This window comes from Paenibacillus sp. NPDC058174 (genome assembly GCF_042883865.1).
Classification (GTDB): Bacteria; Bacillota; Bacilli; order Paenibacillales; family Paenibacillaceae; genus Pristimantibacillus.
Genome location: NZ_JBHVUY010000007.1, coordinates 1 through 18,156 on the forward strand (window position 1 = coordinate 1; position 18,156 = coordinate 18,156).

Annotated in this window: 18 protein-coding genes and 1 rRNA gene; 1 reads left to right on the plus strand and 18 read right to left on the minus strand. The window is 50.1% G+C overall.

Going from position 1 to position 18,156, the window contains the following annotated elements:
- A 16S ribosomal RNA gene (locus tag ACFVVF_RS24255) occupies positions 1-171 on the minus strand; the annotation flags it as partial.
- A gap of 485 nt (positions 172-656) precedes the next feature.
- On the minus strand, positions 657-1,523 hold the full coding sequence (locus tag ACFVVF_RS24260) for a nucleotidyltransferase-like protein (RefSeq protein ID WP_387815101.1): 867 nt from the start codon (positions 1,521-1,523) through the stop codon (positions 657-659).
- Positions 1,524-1,677: 154 nt separating this feature from the next.
- Here ACFVVF_RS24260 and ACFVVF_RS24265 point away from each other — a divergent pair, with 154 nt between their 5' ends.
- On the plus strand, positions 1,678-2,028 hold the full coding sequence (locus ACFVVF_RS24265; RefSeq protein ID WP_387815103.1) for a YgzB family protein: 351 nt from the start codon (positions 1,678-1,680) through the stop codon (positions 2,026-2,028).
- An 80-nt stretch (positions 2,029-2,108) separates the two neighbouring features.
- Here ACFVVF_RS24265 and ACFVVF_RS24270 read toward each other — a convergent pair whose 3' ends face one another.
- From ACFVVF_RS24270 to ACFVVF_RS24345, 16 genes are all read right to left on the minus strand, one after another.
- Positions 2,109-3,857, minus strand: coding sequence for a glycosyl hydrolase family 18 protein (locus ACFVVF_RS24270; RefSeq protein WP_387815104.1), 1,749 nt, complete (start codon positions 3,855-3,857; stop codon positions 2,109-2,111).
- Between the two features lie 84 nt (positions 3,858-3,941).
- Positions 3,942-4,394, minus strand: coding sequence for a peroxide-responsive transcriptional repressor PerR (gene perR, locus ACFVVF_RS24275; RefSeq protein ID WP_387815106.1), 453 nt, complete (start codon positions 4,392-4,394; stop codon positions 3,942-3,944).
- A gap of 47 nt (positions 4,395-4,441) precedes the next feature.
- Positions 4,442-6,190 carry a DUF6677 family protein gene (locus tag ACFVVF_RS24280; RefSeq protein ID WP_387815108.1) on the minus strand — a complete coding sequence of 583 codons (1,749 nt, stop codon included), beginning with the start codon at positions 6,188-6,190 and terminating at the stop codon, positions 4,442-4,444.
- Positions 6,172-6,876, minus strand: coding sequence for an MgtC/SapB family protein (locus ACFVVF_RS24285; protein ID WP_387815407.1), 705 nt, complete (start codon positions 6,874-6,876; stop codon positions 6,172-6,174). The genes ACFVVF_RS24280 and ACFVVF_RS24285 overlap by 19 nt, the downstream gene beginning before the upstream one ends.
- A 162-nt stretch (positions 6,877-7,038) precedes the next feature.
- Positions 7,039-8,478, minus strand: coding sequence for an Asp-tRNA(Asn)/Glu-tRNA(Gln) amidotransferase subunit GatB (gene gatB, locus ACFVVF_RS24290; RefSeq protein WP_387815110.1), 1,440 nt, complete (start codon positions 8,476-8,478; stop codon positions 7,039-7,041).
- Positions 8,479-8,491: 13 nt separating this feature from the next.
- Complete coding sequence (gene gatA, locus ACFVVF_RS24295; protein ID WP_387815112.1) at positions 8,492-9,952, minus strand: Asp-tRNA(Asn)/Glu-tRNA(Gln) amidotransferase subunit GatA; 1,461 nt, start codon at positions 9,950-9,952, stop codon at positions 8,492-8,494.
- A gap of 32 nt (positions 9,953-9,984) precedes the next feature.
- Positions 9,985-10,272, minus strand: coding sequence for an Asp-tRNA(Asn)/Glu-tRNA(Gln) amidotransferase subunit GatC (gene gatC, locus ACFVVF_RS24300; RefSeq protein WP_042170463.1), 288 nt, complete (start codon positions 10,270-10,272; stop codon positions 9,985-9,987).
- Between the two features lie 151 nt (positions 10,273-10,423).
- Positions 10,424-10,804, minus strand: a complete 381-nt coding sequence (locus ACFVVF_RS24305; RefSeq protein WP_042170466.1) for a hypothetical protein — start codon at positions 10,802-10,804, stop codon at positions 10,424-10,426.
- Positions 10,805-10,918: 114 nt separating this feature from the next.
- Positions 10,919-11,692, minus strand: a complete 774-nt coding sequence (locus ACFVVF_RS24310; RefSeq protein WP_387815115.1) for an ABC transporter permease — start codon at positions 11,690-11,692, stop codon at positions 10,919-10,921.
- Positions 11,689-12,606 carry an ABC transporter ATP-binding protein gene (locus ACFVVF_RS24315; protein WP_387815117.1) on the minus strand — a complete coding sequence of 306 codons (918 nt, stop codon included), beginning with the start codon at positions 12,604-12,606 and terminating at the stop codon, positions 11,689-11,691. Before ACFVVF_RS24315 ends, ACFVVF_RS24310 begins: the two co-directional genes overlap by 4 nt.
- Positions 12,606-12,815, minus strand: a complete 210-nt coding sequence (locus ACFVVF_RS24320; RefSeq protein WP_387815119.1) for a PLD nuclease N-terminal domain-containing protein — start codon at positions 12,813-12,815, stop codon at positions 12,606-12,608. Before ACFVVF_RS24320 ends, ACFVVF_RS24315 begins: the two co-directional genes overlap by 1 nt.
- A gap of 42 nt (positions 12,816-12,857) precedes the next feature.
- On the minus strand, positions 12,858-13,964 hold the full coding sequence (locus tag ACFVVF_RS24325; RefSeq protein ID WP_387815121.1) for a DUF1648 domain-containing protein: 1,107 nt from the start codon (positions 13,962-13,964) through the stop codon (positions 12,858-12,860).
- Between the two features lie 5 nt (positions 13,965-13,969).
- Positions 13,970-14,365 carry a GntR family transcriptional regulator gene (locus ACFVVF_RS24330; protein WP_387815123.1) on the minus strand — a complete coding sequence of 132 codons (396 nt, stop codon included), beginning with the start codon at positions 14,363-14,365 and terminating at the stop codon, positions 13,970-13,972.
- A gap of 390 nt (positions 14,366-14,755) precedes the next feature.
- The gene (locus ACFVVF_RS24335) at positions 14,756-16,258 is read right to left on the minus strand and encodes a PH domain-containing protein (protein WP_387815125.1); all 1,503 of its coding nucleotides are present in this window, start codon (positions 16,256-16,258) and stop codon (positions 14,756-14,758) included.
- Positions 16,251-16,730: a PH domain-containing protein gene (locus ACFVVF_RS24340; protein WP_387815127.1), complete on the minus strand. Its 480-nt coding sequence runs from the start codon at positions 16,728-16,730 to the stop codon at positions 16,251-16,253. The genes ACFVVF_RS24335 and ACFVVF_RS24340 overlap by 8 nt, the downstream gene beginning before the upstream one ends.
- Before the next feature lie 16 nt (positions 16,731-16,746).
- Positions 16,747-17,973, minus strand: coding sequence for a M24 family metallopeptidase (locus ACFVVF_RS24345; protein ID WP_387815129.1), 1,227 nt, complete (start codon positions 17,971-17,973; stop codon positions 16,747-16,749).
- Positions 17,974-18,156 lie beyond the last annotated feature (183 nt).

Consider the following 18,156-nt stretch of genomic DNA (forward strand, 5'->3'; position numbering starts at 1 on the left):
AGCATTCGTTTCCGAATGTTATCCCAGTCTTATGGGCAGGTTACCCACGTGTTACTCACCCGTCCGCCGCTAACCATCAGGAGTGCAAGCACTCCATCAAGTCCGCTCGACTTGCATGTATTAGGCACGCCGCCAGCGTTCGTCCTGAGCCAGGATCAAACTCTCCATTATACGAGCTTTCAAGTGACCGAGTAAATCGGTTAATTGAAAGTCGAGAAAGTTGAAAGCTCATTACTTTGTTTTATCGCTTTTCCATTAATTCGTTAGAATTAACAGGGCAGTTTCGCTCGTTGTTCAGTTTTCAAAGAACAATTTCTTTTGTGTGTCAACCGACTTTTTCTCAGCGGCGACTTTTATAATATATCACAGTCGCCTATCTGATTGCAAGCATTTTTTTTCGTCTTTCGACATTTTTTTTAGAAGCTGATTATGTATTGAATATTTCCTCATAACCTGTTCCCTGTACGACTATTACTTGAATCCCCGTACAGCTTGCCGATTAACTTAAATGCCTGCTTCAAAAGCGGCGAGTATTAATTTATCATATTACTTTCATTTGAGTCAAGCCTTTTTTAAAACTTTTTTCAAAGTGCTTTTAACTCATCAAAAAAAGCCCGCAGCACTACGGTGCTGACGAGCCTTATCCTTCATTCCCTCTACATCATATACCGCAGCTCAAGCGCCTCCGTATCACCATTATCCGGCACGACAGCGACCTCCCGGATCAATGAACGCTTAACAAGCTTTTGGACTAGCAAAGACAGATCAACATGCAGCGCTTCTATAGAAGGATGCAATTGAAGCTCCAAGATGCTCCATGGCTCTTCTCTATCCGCCATCAGCCGGAACAATAGCGTGCAGCAAGCTTTCATTTTGTTCATCACCGTAAACTCGCACGCAAGCATCACTAATTCAACACGCTGCTGGATCGTCTCATGACTGACGGTCAGCTCCTCATACAGCTTGTACACTCCGGGATGAACGAGGCGCATTTGCTTCCATACCGTCAGCTCCGGATGTTGTCCTTCTTCTATAAGTACAATGTGCGCCCAGTGATGAAGCGCCGACAATACATGGCTGTATGCATCCAATATATTGTTGTTCTCCAGCTCATGCTTCGCCTGCAAATACGTGCGCAGAAACCCGGCAAACTCAATCAACAGCTTCTGCTCCTTCATCGTATCCGGAAATAACATTAAGCGTTCGCGAATATTCATCAGATAGCCCTCGCGATCCAACACGATCTCCCCCCGAACAATCCACTCAATCAAATTGCGCTGCTCTCCACTGGAAATCCATTGCTGCATGCTGTCCGAGTCAATCGTACGAATTAGAATACGTTCCCCGTCAAACCGCATGTGCTCGGTTCCGGCGGCGCCATTGCGCTCTCTGATGACCAGCAGTAGTAAGTCCAAACCTTCAATAAAGGGATTGTATGGATATGGATTCTCGATAGCGGCAAGACTGATGACATCAGGCTGCGAGCGAAAAGTTTGTGTGAAATGCTTTATGATATGTTTCACTTCTGCCTCCATATAGCTTATCCGAGAGGATTCAGCTATAATAATAGTCTATGGGTATACCTTTTTCGACAAGGCAGGTCCGGTTTCCTGCTTCCGCAGTAAGAAAACCGTCCTAATTCTTATATGAACATTGTCATGGAGAGGATTGGAAAACGTGAACAAGTTTTTTTTCAAATCAGCCAAAATCAATGAGTTTCGTTTATGGGGTCTCGTCTTCACTTTGGTCGGCATGGGCGTCATGATTGTCGGCACTGGAGGCATCATCTGGTGGGGACAAATCGGAAGGATCATCGCCGCCGTCTTTATGGTTATCGGCATGATCTCGCTGCTAATCAGCGTCATGGTCTATTTCTGGGCCGGTATGATGTCTACAAGCGCAACGATGCTCCAATGTCCGGAATGCAACCGTCAGACCAAAATGCTTGGCAAAACCGACCGCTGCATGTATTGCAAAACGATCCTTACGCTCGATCCGGCGCAAGCCACACATGCTCCTGCAGAATAATCACTCCATTGAAAAAAGCAAACACCCCCTTCGCCGGATTTAATCGGTAAAGGGGGTGTTTCTTTTTTTATAAACGATAATTAAGGCCGTTTGCTGATCGCATCATCAATCGTTTTCCAAATGGAAGGGGTTTGAAATGCTCGTTGCCAAGAAGCAGCGCCTGCCAAGTCGTATTTTCGGACAAGCCCGATTCTCGCTTGAATCGACACTTCATCCTCAATCCATATGCGCTGCAGCGCATCGTCCTCTGTATATTCCACATAATGCTGGCCCGCATCCTTATCAAATACAGGCTTTAGCTTTTTCGCAGCTACAATTTCCTTGACCCGCTCCATCCCAACGGCTTTCGAGCTGACCTTCTTAGCTCCATCGCCATCCGTTTTCTCGGTCCAAATGCGGGTGTAAAGCGGCATACTCAGCACAAGCTTGCTGGCCGGAACACCGTCCTCTTCCAAAATTCGAACAATTGAGTTCTCCGTCCATCCAATCGAGGCGACCGAGCCAGCCTTTGGACTGGATGCCCAATGCTCGTCATAGGCCATGACCATCATATAGTCGACAACTTTGCCAAGTGAAGCCCGGTCGAGAAACAATGACCACATCTCACTGTTTGATTTAGGGGTCACGTCTATAGAGACGACTAATCCTTGCTCATGCAGCAAAGGCGTCATTTCCCGGACAAATTGCACCAGATTAGCCTTGTCCGACGTTTTTACATTTTCAAAATCAATATTAATGCCTTGCAGATCATAGAGCTGCGAAAAAGCCAGCAGCTGCTGAATCATCGAGAATCGCGTCTCTACGCTCGCGAGGGCTTGGGTTGTCCGCTCGGGCTCAAATCCGTTGCTGAATAACGCCCATACCTGCATGCCTTGATTATGCGCCCAGCGTACATAAGCAGGGTCTGCTTTCGCTTTTATCGTTCCCTTGCCGTCCTTTAACTCAAACCACGTTGGACTTACAACATTAACGCCCTGCATGTCATTGATCTTGGAAGGGTCGATCTTCTTCTCATATACCGCTTCCCAGACCAGATTAATCTTGCTGCCCATTACCTTCCACGCTTGAAAAGGTGGCTCTTGCTTCGGTAGCGGAATCGTTTCGATCGTCGTTAACGCAGCGCTCTTCTTGGCCATGTAGCCAATTTGTCCTTGCGGACCTTGCACGAAGAGCCAGCCGTCACGCTCTCCCCATATCCGTACGCTGCCGCCTTGCGGCACTCGTTCTACATAAGGCGCCCGAATCGTCGGCTCTGTGCGGATCGCCTCACCTTTTTTCCCGACTGCTTGGGCCAGTTGAATGTTCTCGCCCGCCTTAAGCAATACCACAATGCCGGAATCCGCTTCATATTCCGCCTTCAGCCCATACAGCTCCTTCAGCGGTGTAAGGGGGATATATACGCTTTTGCCATTCAATTCAGCCGCCATCTCCAGCTTATACGGCTTCTGATTGACGGTAGCCGTCAACGAGTCCGTCTTCATATGAAGCACTTTATCCGCCGTCGTCATAATAATAGACTTTGAATCGGGTTCATAGCGGATAAGCTCATCCGATCCAAGCACATGCGCAAGAATGGAGAACGGGAGCTTTACTTCATCATTTTCAATAACAGCTCCTTCAGCCAGCACTTCTCCCTCGAACGTGATTGGATGCTCCGCTTCATAATCCATCACCTTGAACTGGCTGTTCGGTATATACCGCATATACAGCATCCAGCCGATGACAGCAACCATTCCAACTACAAACATGAACAGCAAGAAACCCCCGCCCTTTCGGCGGCGCGGCGCCCTGGTGTACGTCGCTTCCAATTGCTCACACTCCCAATTCATGATTCCGTTATTCTTCTTATAAAAAAACGTGCAAAGCCGGAGTTACCGCGATTTGCACGTTAGTTAGCAAGCATTCAGTTACAATTACGTTAAACTAGTCTCCGGTGTCTGCTTTGTTAAGCAGCTTGAACATACGCCGTAGATTTCCATACGATGGCCTTCTACAACAAAACCGGTAATATTCGACGCAGCCCGCTCCACTTCGAGGAGAGGTGGATAGTGAAAATCGACGATTTGTCCGCAATCTTTGCAAATGGCATGATAATGATCCGACAGATCCGCATCAAAGCGGCTGGAATCATCGCCGTAGGTCAATTCACGGACCAAGCCCGCTTCCACAAACAGTCTCAAATTATTATAGATGGTCGCCACGCTCATACTAGGAAAGTTTGGTGACAGCGCTTTATAGATTTCGTCCGCTGTCGGGTGCGAAGTCGCATCCATCAAGTAACTCAATATGGCATGACGTTGCGGGGTCATACGGACGCCATTCATCTTCAACTGTTCCAATGCCTGGCTCACGCTGGTTACTCCCATTCCCCTCACGCCTTTCTGCTAAGTAGTTAAAACCATTGTACGTTCATTCAAAATGATTTGTCAATGAAAGCGCTGCTCGCGAGCAGCCCAATTGCATGGATCGAAATGCTGTTGGTCGCATTGATCTGAATCCGGTAGGTGCCCTCCCCTACCGTCCCTCTTACCGTTTTCTTGCTGACGGTGAACGGAAAGTCGGTATCGATATTGCCGAATGTAACCGAGCCGTACACAGTAAAATCCCCGTTTTCGGGCGCTTCGATCTTGATCTCGCCAACCGAGCTGTCCACATCCCAATCACCGCCGATGACAGAGCTTGATAATTCAATCCCGCCATTCAACGTGTCTGCTTTAACGGATCCTGCCGCCTCTTTAATACTGATTTTACCATTTTTCGTCTCGGCTTGGACAGCTCCGCCAGCGTCTTTGACTGCAACGCTTCCGTTAATCGTTGCCGCAGCCAGTTCTCCTGATACAGAGGACACGTCTACTGCGCCGTTTTTAGTTGTTGCATTCACTGAGCCTGTAATGCCGGTGAGCTTTACGCTTCCGGAAATGCCGGAAGCCTCCACATTGCCCTCGATATCCGATATATCGATATCACCGCTGACATTATTAACCCGCAGTCCTCCTTCAGCCGACACTCCTGCCACGTCCACTTCCCCGTTGGTCACATGGACGGAGAGCGACAGTGCGGCCGCTTCCCGCGGCATCGTCACAATCAGGTTAATACGCGGCTTGCGGCCGCCGCTCGCTCCGTAAGGCTCGCCATTCCCTTGAATGGTCAGCTTAGCCGAATCAGCCGAGGCGTCTACCTTCGATTTCTCGGCAATTCGCCCGGCTTCCGTCTGATCATCGGTATCGACCCAGACCTCCGTATCGACAAGAACGCTGTTCACATCACCAGAACGAAGTGTTACATGCCCGTTGGGGTTCGTAATCGTCATTTCGGAAACGCTCTCTTCTAACGGTATGACGATTTGCTCTTTTGTATAACGAAAGCCTTTCTCCTCGCCGTAATCCGCGCTTCCCTTCAGCTCGACATATTGATCCAGCCACTTAAAGGGCAGCTCCGAATATTGCGTGACCACAAGTGCCGTTGCCGCAATAATGACAGCTAGCAAGCCGCCACCGAAATCAAAGCGCAGCCTTCTTTCTTTGTTCCTATTGAAGATGCTGAACAGAATGATTTCTGCCCCGAGCAATACGAAAACCGCGGGCCACCAATGCAGCAGCAGTGCAATATCATTCCGGTTCTGCAATTGGTCGGACAATAACAGGCACCCAATTGCAACAATAATTGCGGCTGACGTGAAGCGGCCTAGCTTAAACACATCCACCGCCCCTTTCCAATATGTAATAATTAAAATCAGTGCCGTTATAGCCAGCAGCGGTCCAACCGAGTAATCCGCCAGCTCATTCATCCAAGGCACGAGACTGGCCGGGGGACGAATAAGCACCGCGAGCAGCAGGCCGCCAATCATCAGTAAAAAACCGCCCGCCATCGTCAGTCTGGAAGGCTTATCCGAAGGTTGCTCGACGCTTTGCAAAGCATCATACACACTGACGAAATAAAAGGCCGGCACCGCTAGCGCCAAATAAACAATGAACAGCAAATGCCTAGCTCCGTTTGCGTCCGCCAATCGGATAATTGCCGCAACGTCCACCATAAGGCCAGCCATAATCAGCAAGCCGCGCGCATAACGTCCCGCATACAAGTGCCCGCTGCCCGGAAGGATAAAAGCAAGCACGGCGGCTAACAAGCGGCTCTTCGGCCGTTTTACTCCGAGCTCACGCAATGGACTCCCTCCATATGTTGAATTTGGTCAAGCAGCGCAAGCATGGATTCAGACTTCGGCAGAGTTACGTACAAATGAAGCATGAACTGCCTTGCCGCTTCTTCACCGAGCTCCTCCAGCAGCATCTTTCGAATGACGATCTGCCGCTCGGCCAGTAACGCGTTCAGTGTCAAAATTATGGCCGAACGCTCCTCCGCCTGTATTTTCAACAAATATTCCCGTTTCCCGCTAATGTATCGCTTCTCCAGCTTGTTGAACGCCCATAGCGTAAGCAACACCAAGATCGTCGAAGAAGCTGCCGCGAAATAAAAGCCAGCCCCGATCGCAAGACCAATCGCCGCCACAACCCATAAGGAAGCAGCTGTCGTTAAGCCGGTAATCGATTTGCCTGTGTATAATATAGTGCCGGCCCCGAGGAAGCCTACGCCTGTAATGACCGCGGCGGCCAGACGAGCCGGATCCACCCTGACATTCGTCTCATTAACGAAATCTGAGAAGCCGTATATCGACAGCAGCATCAGCAGGCAAGATCCGATACAGACGAGAATATTCGTCCTGAGACCCGCAGCATGATTGGACTGTTCACGTTCAAGCCCCACCAAACCGCCTAATACCAGTGCCAGGAGCAGTCTGAGGAAAATATGATATTCGTTAATCGACCAGGGATTGGCGACCGCATGCACCATTTTCACAGACAACCTTTCTATTTGAGCCTATTGTAACATATTTGTATGCGCCCAGTTGCCTAACTCGTTCCTTCCCGGCAAAAAAACAGCGCCGTTCATCATGACGATGAACGACGCTAGTTTGATGAAACGCTATTGCAATAAGCGAATGGGGGAAGCTGTCTATTTCAACCGCTCGAGGAGCAGCTTGTTAACCAGTCCCGGATTTGCCTTGCCTTTCGTTTCTTTCATAATCTGACCGACAAGGAATCCGATCGCTTTCTCTTTGCCTGCCCGGAAATCTTCGACCGATTGCGGGTTAGCCTGGATGATCTGATCCACGATCGTTAAAATCGCGCCTTCATCGCTAATTTGCACCAGCCCTTGCTCTTCAACGATTTGCTGCGGCAGCTTGCCGGATTCCAGCATCGCTTTGAACACGGTTTTGGCAATTTTGTTGCTGATCGTTCCCTTCTCAAGCAGACCGATCATTTCTCCCAAGCCTTGGCCGGTAATCAATACATCGGCAAGCTCTTGGTTGTTGGCGTTCAGATAACCGAGCAGGTCGCCCATGATCCAGTTGGATACAGTTTTTGCATCCTTCGTATGAGCAAGGCTCTCTTCGAACAGATCAGCAAGCTTCTTCGAGGATGTAATAACTTCCGCATCGTAGGAAGGCAGACCGTATTCACTCGTGTAACGAGCCTTGCGGGAATCCGGAAGCTCCGGAATCGAAGCGCGGACGCTGTCCTTCCACTCTTGGCTAATATGAAGCTGTACCAAATCTGGGTCCGGGAAGTAGCGATAGTCATGCGACTCTTCTTTGCCCCGCATCGACAGCGTTTTGCCTTGTGCTTCATCCCAGCGGCGTGTCTCCTGAACAACCTTCTCGCCGCTGTCGAGCACTTCGGCCTGACGCAGCTGCTCATACTCCAAGCCGCGTTGAACGCCGCGGAAGGAGTTCATGTTTTTCAGCTCGGCACGCGTGCCAAGCTTTTCTTGCCCGTATGGACGAAGGCTGATGTTCGCATCACAGCGAAGGCTTCCTTCTTCCATCTTCACATCCGACACTTCGCAATACAACATAATGGCTTTCAGCTTCTCGAGGTAAGCTTTCGCTTCCTCAGGCGTACGAATGTCCGGCTCGGATACAATCTCGACGAGCGGCGTACCGACACGGTTGAAATCGACGAGCGAGGCATAGCCGCCGTCTACGTGCGTCAGCTTGCCTGCGTCTTCTTCCAGATGCAGACGAGTAATGCCGATACGTTTCGTCTCTCCATTGACCTCGATGTCGATCCAGCCATGTTCACCGATCGGCTGATCGAATTGCGAGATCTGGTATGCCTTCGGGGAATCCGGGTAGAAATAGTTTTTACGGTCGAATTTGCTGATGTCGGCAATTTGGCAGTTCAGCGCCATAGCCGCTTTCATCGCGTATTCCACCGCTTGCTTGTTCAACACCGGCAGAACGCCGGGATGTCCAAGGCAGACGGGACATGTATGTGTATTAGCCGGAGCGCCAAAAGCAGTCGAGCAGCCGCAGAAGATTTTACTATTCGTATGCAGCTCGACGTGAACCTCAAGTCCGACTACTGTTTCGTATTTATTCGCTTCAGACATCGTTATTCTCCTCTCATCCCAGCTGCGGACGGCCGCGGTGGAATTCGGTGTTCTGCTCGAACGCGTGCGCTGCGCGCAATACGGTCGATTCGTCGAAGGCTTTGCCGATAATTTGCAGACCGATTGGCAGGCCGTTCGAGCTGCCGCAAGGAATGCTGATTGCCGGAACGCCGGCAAGGCTGACCGGGATCGTACAAATATCGTTCAAGTACATCGTCAGCGGATCGCCGACCTGCTCTCCGATACGGAAAGCTGTCGTTGGCGCTGTCGGCCCCATAATGACGTCAAACTTGCTGAATACTTGGTCAAAGTCTTGTTTGATCAGCGTCCGTACTTTTTGCGCTTTCAAATAATAAGCGTCGTAGTAGCCGGAGCTAAGCGCATACGTGCCAAGCATAATGCGGCGCTTCACTTCCGGTCCGAAGCCTTGGCTGCGGGACTTGCGGTACAGATCGATCAGGTTGTCCGGATTGTCGGCGCGCACGCCATATCGAACGCCGTCGAAACGGGCCAGGTTGGAGGAAGCCTCCGATGAAGCGAGCAAATAATAGGTCGCGATCGCATATTCGGTATGCGGCAGCGATACTTCTTCCCAGGTAGCGCCCAGGCTTTCATATACTTTCAGAGCGTTCAGAACCGCTTCCTTCACTTCCGGATCGATGCCTTCGCCCAAATATTCCTTCGCTACGCCGATTTTCAAGCCTTTCACATCGCCAGTCAAAGCGCTGGTGTAGTCAGGAATGCTTACATTAGCCGACGTCGAATCTTTGCCGTCGTAGCCTGCAATAGCTTGCAGAACGTAAGCGGAATCTTCGACGTTTTTCGTCAGCGGCCCGATTTGGTCCAGCGACGAGGCGAATGCAACGAGGCCATAACGCGATACGAGGCCATAGGTTGGCTTCAAGCCCACGATGCCGCAATAAGCAGCCGGCTGGCGAATTGAACCGCCCGTATCGGAGCCAAGCGAGAAATACACTTGACCGGCAGCTACCGATGCCGCAGAGCCGCCGCTGGAGCCGCCTGGCACATAATCAGTATTCCATGGATTGCGCGTCGGGTAAAAGCTTGAATTCTCATTCGAGCCGCCCATCGCGAATTCATCCATGTTCAGCTTGCCAATCGTTACCGATTGCGCCGATTTCAGCTTTGCGACTGTTGTCGCATCATAGATCGGATTATAGTTGCTCAGAAATTGGCTCGCACATGTCGTGAGCAGCCCTTCTGTTACGATATTGTCCTTAATGCCGGCCGGAAGCCCGAACAGCAGACCCCGCTCCGTGCCGTCCTGAAGCTGCTTGTCCAGCTCCGCAGCTTGACGGCGGGCATTCTCCTCATCGAGCGTAATAAATGCTTTAATGGAAGAATCCGTCTCCGCAATGCGGCGGTAAGAAGCATCCACCAGTTCGGATACTTGAATTTCTTTGTCATTCAGTTTGTTATGTACGTCCTGCAGGCGCAGATCAAACAGTGCCAACTGCAGCTCCTCCCTTCAATTAACCAAGCTCTTTATTCCAATACAGCCGGTACTTTAATCTGGCCGTCTTCTTCATCAGGTGCGTTAAGCAGCACTTTCTCGATTGGCAGCGACTCTTTCGTTACGTCTTCGCGCATCACATTCGTGATCGGCAGAACATGGCTTGTTGCCGCTACGCCTTCGGTATCCAGGCTGTTCAGCTTTTCCGCATATTTCAGAATTGCATTAAGCTGGCCGGTGAACTGCTCCTTCTCTTGCTCGGACAGCTCCAATCGCGCCAGGTTGGCTACATGTTCGACATCTTTCAACGTTATGCTCATGGAATGCATAATCCTCCCTTTCCATCCTTCACTTCATTCTTCCCATTATAGCTTAGATTCGCATTTTCACAAAGTAGTCGTACTGCACTCTTTTGCAAAAAACGACGGCAAACAAAAGCTCCCCCCGAATGATCGGAAGGAGCATACACAATTAAATCCACGCCTTCAGGTTAACCTGCCGGATGAAATCTTCCTTGCTCTGGCTCTCGCTGCTTGTGCTTTCTACCTCAACCTGCGCTTCCTCGCCCTTGACGATCCGGTTGAACAGCTCCTCATTATAAGTGGCAAGCGCATAATCAATCAGCGCCTCCCGCTCTACGCGGTCCACTTCCTCTTGAATGAGCACTTCTTCCAGCTCGACATCCTCGTCCGGAATGAGAAAATTCCGGTTCGCCGCCGGCACGCGCAGCACGTAGTCAAACACGTTATCGGCGTTGCGGTCATAAGCGATTATATAGCCATATTCCCCTACGGGAAGATTTTGTTCATATTGGTCGGCGATTATGACGACCTTTGACCCTAATTTCAGCATCGTCTTCACTCCAGTCTCTATCAGCCGGTAATTATAACTATTATCCTACTAAAAAATAATAGCCATGTCCAATAGAGTAATAGAAGTTAAGATTATCGTCTGTTTATACGGCTTCTAAGGAAGCTCCATCCGCCGCATCCGCCATACAGCTAAGTATAGGACGGCTGCCGTTAATACGGCTCCTGAGGCGATAATGAGGCCTGCGGCTTCCGGTATAGAATCCAGCAGAAAACCGCTTGCCAAGCCCGGCAATTGCCCGGGGCTCCAGGCAAGCGGTTTTGGAAGAAATGAGGCTGTCAGCGACAAAAGAATGGCAATTCCCAAAGCTGTAAAGGCGGCAGCAGCCCCGCTTCGCAGCCATACGCTCGCGGCTACCGTCAGCGTGCCGATAACCGACAGCCACAGCGCAAATACGAGCAGTGCTTGTATAGCATGTACCGCATCGACTTCTCCAATGAGCAGCGAGGTATAATACCAGGCGCCCAGGTAGCCAACAGCTAATGATCCCCATACAAGCGCAAGCATCGCTGTCCATTTGGCTAATAAATAAGCAGCTCGGGAGACAGGCTTTACAAGAATCATTGAAGCCGCTCCGGAGGCACGTTCGCCCGACACTGCTCCCATAAAGCCCAGAGCAATAATCAAACTGCCGATCATGCCATATTGCTGCAGCGTCTGCGCAAGCACCTCGCCGCCTTGAGGCTTGGGCATCTCGATCACGGTACCCTCTGGAAGATTGCCTGCATTCGCTAGAATATCAGGCAAAAAGTAAGTCACGATCGGCTGGCTGACCCCCAGTAAAAGAAATACCAAAGGGAGCCATAGCAGCTTATAGCTGCGGGCAAGCTCCAGCAGCTCTTTCCGCCAAATAATCGTCCATTGGCTCATTCAGACACCACCTTCATAAACAAATCCTCCAGCGTCGAATGGCCGAATTCCAGCTTGGCCACCTGAATCCCGTTCTTGGCGAGCTGCCCCAGCAGCTCCTGTCTAGCCAGCTCCATATCGGTTACGACAAGCTCCATCCCCTTGTCGGTTCTGCGCAGCTCCTTCACATAAGCTGCGCCCTCGTATGCCATGCACCATTGTATGGAGCGTTGATCTCCCTCAGTGTGCAGCGTGATGACAGGCATTCGGTGATTGTTGCGAATCTCCTCTATGGAGCCTTGAAGAGCCATTTCACCGCCCCGGATAATAAGAACGTCGTCACATAGCTGTTCGGCGTCATGGAGTACATGCGTGGAGAACAGCACCGTCGTCTCCCGCTTCAATTCCCGCAGCAGCATCAGCACCTCATGCCGGCCCAGCGGATCAAGTGCGGATACTGGTTCATCCAGAATAAGCAGCTTCGGTCTATGAACGAGCGCTTGAGCCAACCCAAGCCGCTGCTTCATTCCCCCGGAATAGCCGCTGATCGGACGCTTGGCTGCGGCGGAAAGCCCTACTCTCTCCAGCAGCGCATCAGCCTGCTTGCCCGCTTCGGCCGCGGACAAGCCGCATAGACGGCCCGCATAGACGGCATATTCGCGGCCGGTCATCCAGCCGTAGAAGGATGGCGATTGCGGAAGGTAGCCAAGCAGCGAATTAGGACTTTGTCCAGGCTTCAATCCGGCATAGCTCAGCTTTCCGCCTGTAGGCTGCAATAACCCTGCCAGCATGCGAATCGTCGTTGTTTTCCCGGCACCGTTCGGACCTAGAAGCGCTGTGCAGCGCCCTGGAGCGATTTCAAAGCTAATGCCAGCAACCGCCTGCGTAGATCCAAAGGCTTTGGTTAAACGTTCGACTTTCAGCAAGGCGCTCATCAATCATTCCTCCTGCCGATTACGAAGAACAATACAGGGCCAATGATATTAACAAATAGGATAATGAGCACCCAGAGCCATTTCGGTCCTCTTGTCCGAGTCGCTTTTGCCAGTGCTACTAATGCAACAATGACCAATATAAGCTGTATGACAAACAATGGTGCGATGATCGGCAGCAGTTTACTCAGCTCCAACGTTGATTCAGTCATTCTAATCCCCTTCCTCTCGTTAAGTTCTTGCTGCAGTTATTTCTAGCTTGAAGCAAAGCTTGAAAGGAAAATAATGAGTCCGATGATGAGAACCAGCCCTGTGATGATAAGCCAGCTCAGCGGACTCCCCATATTGATCGTGTAACCAATGCCATGCCTTTTCTCTACAAACAGCGCCGGGTCAGACTTATTGTAATAAATAGTACCCAGCTTCCAATGCTGATCGGCGTCCATCGGAAGAACAGTTGTTTCGTGGGAGAACGTTGTTTTTTTCGCGCGAACCATTAAACCAATAAATATAGCAATCGTAACAAAAAGAATAATCATAAACGACGTGGTACTCGCTCCGATAAAGCGGCTGCTCGCTTCCAGTACGCTGGCTAGCTTCAATAGGGAGAACAAGACGACGATCAATAACCCTAGGATGATCATCAATAGAGAGCTTAGTCTGCGGAACTTAATACTATTGCGGCGCGATACTTCCGGATTAGCCGGATCAATCTGCTGTTTGGTTTCCGAGATCTGCCAATTAATCCCTATGAACATCCCGATCATAATCAATTGAATGACGCTTATGTCAAAGACGGTCGCTAAGCTTTTGGCTGAGAAGCCGTCGGCTACACCTTGAAGATTAAAATGTGTCGCCATCTGCTCCGGAATCGAGTCATAATTAAATGCCAAGTAAATAGCAGTTCCCGCAACTATTGCGAAATGCAGCAAAAACCAAGCATTCGAGTATCTTGTTTTCTGTCTGTGAAAAGACATATCCACGACGACTTTCTGTGCCGGCGGCGCCTGTATTTCCCAGCCGTTATCGGCTTTCAGCTTCTTTACCCGGCTGTAGCTGCGTACATACAAAAAGGAGTGACCCAGCAGCGAGAACAGAATGGCAGTCAACAATGCGGTTGCGAAGCGTACGTCCCCCAGCCACGGTTGCAAGACAATATAGAGAAGCAGTCCCGCTATTGAGACGACGACCGACCATTGCAAGTAATTTTTTCGGGCGGCCTCCAGGCTCGCATCCTTCAGGTAAGGCTCTGGAATGGCAACGCCAAATCGAATTGATCTTTTAGCGAGAAAAGGCGATAGAATCATAATAATATTCATGGGCACGTAAGCTGCCAGCATAAAAATGATGAAATCCTGCATACCTGTCACTCCTTATTTTGTGATTGAATGTCGTTGTAAAGCCGGGTGATAATCCCAGTCAGCTGCTCCTGGCTTAATCCCCGGCAAAGCGATTCTGCCACGACCGGTCTTAATTGCTGGCCCAGCTTCGCTAAATACTGCTCCGTCACCTGCGGCATCTCATTCTTCTGCACGACGATGACGCCTTTTTTGCGGTGAATCTGAATGAAGCCTTCCTGCTTGAGCAAGGTGTAAGCTTTGTTGACCGTATGCAAATTGATCCCGATGTCGGAAGCCAAGCTTCTTACCGAAGGGAGCGACTCTCCCGGCTCCAGTCTTCCGCTGGCAATTCCCTCGATGATCTGATCCATAAGCTGCGTATAAATAGGAATTTCCGATTGCAAATCCAGTTCAATCATCATATTGGCGCCTCTTTTGCTCTTTTTGTTACATCTGTTATACATATAATATAACAGGCATCTTTTTGCTGCAAGATAATCTGCAAAATTTGGGCTCTTGCCAGATTGTTATGAGGATCAAAATGCATATGTACATTTTGATTCGCCTCAAAAGGCCTAAAATCGCTATCAAAATGTAAAAATACATTTGAAATCCTTCTTTTCCGCCTTCTAGACCCCATTTTGGCGATTCAACCTGCACTTTTGCATTTTGAGCCCCGATATGGGTGAAAAAGCTGCAGTCAACCTGCACTTTTACATTTTGATTGGCATAGCCTAGAGATTATTCCATGCGAAAATGACCTTACAAAAAATGGCGATGCCCGGGATCATCTCCCAAGCACCGCCATTTCTTTATTTTCGATCCCGGCTGTACCATTCCCATACAGGTTCAACGGCAGCCTGATCCAAACAACTCACACTGTATTCCGTCTCGCTGCCCAAAGCATTCACAGATAGCGAGTAAAGCCGCTTGCGCTGCTGCCATCTCGTTCGTCTTACATTCATGACGACAATTTGCGGCCTGCGGATGTAATAAGTGATGCGGGACAGGTACCGTTTGCGCAATGTCAGCTGTCCGTTTTCAAGCCCTATTCCGGCCGTCTTATAGCGGGTCCAGCACCAATAAGCGATAATTGGGAACAGGATCAGCGACAGCATCCCGAGGCCTTTGAAAAAGTAGATCAAGACCGCACTTAAGATAGCTGTAATGATCAATTCACCTCTCATATAGTAGAGAAGAGCCCGTTTTGGAGCTGGCGTATCCGCCTTTTGCACTTTCAGATGCGGCACATAACTGCCCAGCACCTCCTGAAGACTCCCAAGCGCTATGAAAGGATGAAGGACAAGCCGTTCATTTTTATCTGAAGATATGACCTGCAATTTAATCTTGGCATAGCCAGCCATTTGCTGCAGCAAGTTTTCCTCGATGATGACCGCCTGCACTTTGCGCGGATCGAACACATGCGTTTTTTTATCCAGCAGACCGTAGGATACCGCTACCCTCTTGCCCTCCATGCGAACCTCAAAGCCCGCAAACTTAACGAGAAACAGTACGCTTGAAAGGAGCCACGCCAGCAAAAGAGCGCCGGCCGCAACCAATATAAGGCTCAAATAGTCAGCCATAAGGCTTTTGGATTCCTGGGCAATATTTTCATAAAAATGATCTGGAACAATAAACCGGATAAAATCATCCGCGAACGAAATTAACCCGGCAACGAAAGCCACTACGAGCCCGAAGTTCATTGACGTCAGCCCCGCCATAAGCAATTGCCCGCCCTTCAGACGGTAATGAGCTCCCTCTTCTTCGGGAACGTCAACTGCCGGCTTCACTTCCGCAGTCTCCTGCACCAGAGGGGTTGCTGATTCGGCTGAAGCATCAACAACCTGAGCTGTTTCTGCTACGGAAGCTTTCCCGCTGCTACCAAGCAGCTGTGTCCGAAGCTTCTCCGCATCTTTTGCCGACAAGGCCGACAATACGCCTTCTGCCTTCTTGCTGCCGCCCGGCGTTTCGATATTCAGCTGAGCAACGCCTAACAGACGCTGAATTAACGGCTGCTCCACATTAACGGAGTGGATGCGCGAGAAATAAATTGTTTTCTCATCGCGAAATAATACGCCTTTCTGGATAACGATACGATCATGCTCCAGCACATAACTGAACCTGCGCCAATCATAGTAGCCATACACCAGAAGCAGCAGGATGACAACTCCGATTCCCATATACCAATAAGGGTTCAACTGGGAGAGCTTTGTCCCCCTCAGCAATGTAATAATAATTACTGGGAGAAAGCCTTTGACGGTCTGCAGCAGAGCAAACAGCATGTAAACCGGGTGCAGCTTACGGCGGTCACTCATCCTGATCATCCACCTTCGCCAGCAGGCCAATCTGCTGCTTCAACTCGGAAGCTTCCTCCTGCTTCAGACCGCTAATCTCATGGGTCGTTGCCGCCGTTACCACCTTTACGCTTGCCAGCTTATATTTCCGCATAAGCGGGCCGCTTTCCAGCTCCACATGCTGAACCCGAACCATTGGAATAAGCACATTTTTCTTAAAAATAATGCCGGAAGAGAGTTCCAGCTCCTCATCAAACAATTCATACTGAAAGCTGCGATACTTCCATAACGGAATAAACCAGGTAAACCAAACGGCCGATAACGTTACAACGGCTAATGCAATCCAAGCCGGAAGAAACGTCCACCCCTTAGATCCGGCCAATGCCGTGTACGCGATAACCAGCGCATAGCCGATCGCGTGGGTAATTAATGAACTGATGCGGTACACGGTAATATAATCATGGTCCAATCTTTTGCTTAAAGGACGATTCATTCCGGCAAGCACTCCTCTAGGGCAATTTAATTAATTCCTCTTTAGTACGTGTCAGAGGCCGAGGCGATTCATCTGTTATCAGGTAACTGTTCTCGATGCCTACTACACCTTGTCCCGGAAACGTAAATTTAGGCTCTACGGCGATAACCATTCCGGGCTGCAGCGGGATATCGAAGCCTTTCGCCAGCACCGGCCATTCGTCAATCTCCAGCCCGATTCCATGGCCGAGAAACTTTGCCTGATCGGCTCCGTAGCCCATGAAATGAGCGGACAGTCCGGCCGACAGCGCTTGCTCCAGCGAATGCGTATACAACGCCGAACATACGGTTCCGGGAATCATTCGTTTCTCAGCCTCGCGCAAAATCGCCTCCGATGTCTCGTAAGCGAATGTCAGCTTCTCCGGAAGCTCTCCGATAACGGCAGTTCTCGTCTGATCGATTATATAACCGTCGATACAGCAGCCGATATCGAGCAGGATGGGCTCGTTTCGCCGGATGAGGCTGCGGCTGACACTTGTCGGTGATGCCGCACCAAGTCCCAACCCGCCTGCGGGACCGTCAAAATAACTCGGCATAGCCCCCGCCGCACCAGCTATTAGCATGCCGGTCGCAATCTCTTGATTGTAGCCGCGCATCCGCATGAGACCGATATGCCCGCGTATCCGCAATTCATATTCAATTCGGGCTATCCAGCTCAGCTCCGACATTTCCTCATGCAAGTCGTTCAGCGATTCTGTCAGCGCTTCGTCTACCGCTTTAGCAGCCGCTTCAATCCGCCCCACTTCAATCGCCGACTTAATCATTCTAAGCTTGCGGATCAAGGCCGATCCATCCAGCAGCTTCACATTGCCATCCGGGCCAGCCAGCAGCTCTGCCAGCTTTAAGTACGTTTGCGCAGGGAGGACATCGAGGTCGGCAGCTATTCGCAGCGCTTGACCCGAACTGAACATTCCCGGATAATCATGCGCAAGTGTTTCCCTGAACTGACGGAAAGCACCCAGTTCTTTAACCGTAACCCCTGTTTCTTGCTTGGCGCGCTCTATACTTCTTTTAACATAAAAGATCGGTTCCCCCTGTGCAGGAATAAACGCATATCCCGTCTGCATGGAGCCTGTAAAATAATATAAATCGATATTTTGAGATAACAGCATACCGTCCATGCCGCCCGACTGAAGTTCTCCCTGTAAGCGGGAAATTCGCTCAAACACTACAGATGAAGGGACATCCTGTAATTGATCGATCATTTTCTCAACTCCAAAGCCTAATGAATACTCCCTTATTGTAGTAAAAATTGAACAGGAAGCTTACGCTTATTACATCAATAATCGTCAGCTTCGTCAACCTTCCATAAGCCTCTTCCTTGCATGCGGACTTCTGATTGGTTCGCTGTTGGTCGCACATGCGCAGGAATGAGAAGGAATAGCGAA

Coding starts and splice junctions, on each gene's coding strand:
- ACFVVF_RS24270 (WP_387815104.1), bottom strand. CDS start 3,857: ATGAATTGGGAGTGTGAGCAATTGGAAGCGACGTACACCAGGGCGCCG.
- perR (WP_387815106.1), bottom strand. CDS start 4,394: ATGGGAGTAACCAGCGTGAGCCAGGCATTGGAACAGTTGAAGATGAAT.
- ACFVVF_RS24285 (WP_387815407.1), bottom strand. CDS start 6,876: ATGGTGCATGCGGTCGCCAATCCCTGGTCGATTAACGAATATCATATT.
- gatB (WP_387815110.1), bottom strand. CDS start 8,478: ATGTCTGAAGCGAATAAATACGAAACAGTAGTCGGACTTGAGGTTCAC.
- gatC (WP_042170463.1), bottom strand. CDS start 10,272: ATGAGCATAACGTTGAAAGATGTCGAACATGTAGCCAACCTGGCGCGA.
- ACFVVF_RS24305 (WP_042170466.1), bottom strand. CDS start 10,804: ATGCTGAAATTAGGGTCAAAGGTCGTCATAATCGCCGACCAATATGAA.
- ACFVVF_RS24310 (WP_387815115.1), bottom strand. CDS start 11,692: ATGAGCCAATGGACGATTATTTGGCGGAAAGAGCTGCTGGAGCTTGCC.
- ACFVVF_RS24315 (WP_387815117.1), bottom strand. CDS start 12,606: ATGAGCGCCTTGCTGAAAGTCGAACGTTTAACCAAAGCCTTTGGATCT.
- ACFVVF_RS24320 (WP_387815119.1), bottom strand. CDS start 12,815: ATGACTGAATCAACGTTGGAGCTGAGTAAACTGCTGCCGATCATCGCA.
- ACFVVF_RS24325 (WP_387815121.1), bottom strand. CDS start 13,964: ATGCAGGATTTCATCATTTTTATGCTGGCAGCTTACGTGCCCATGAAT.
- ACFVVF_RS24330 (WP_387815123.1), bottom strand. CDS start 14,365: ATGATGATTGAACTGGATTTGCAATCGGAAATTCCTATTTATACGCAG.
- ACFVVF_RS24335 (WP_387815125.1), bottom strand. CDS start 16,258: ATGAGTGACCGCCGTAAGCTGCACCCGGTTTACATGCTGTTTGCTCTG.
- ACFVVF_RS24340 (WP_387815127.1), bottom strand. CDS start 16,730: ATGAATCGTCCTTTAAGCAAAAGATTGGACCATGATTATATTACCGTG.
- ACFVVF_RS24345 (WP_387815129.1), bottom strand. CDS start 17,973: ATGATCGATCAATTACAGGATGTCCCTTCATCTGTAGTGTTTGAGCGA.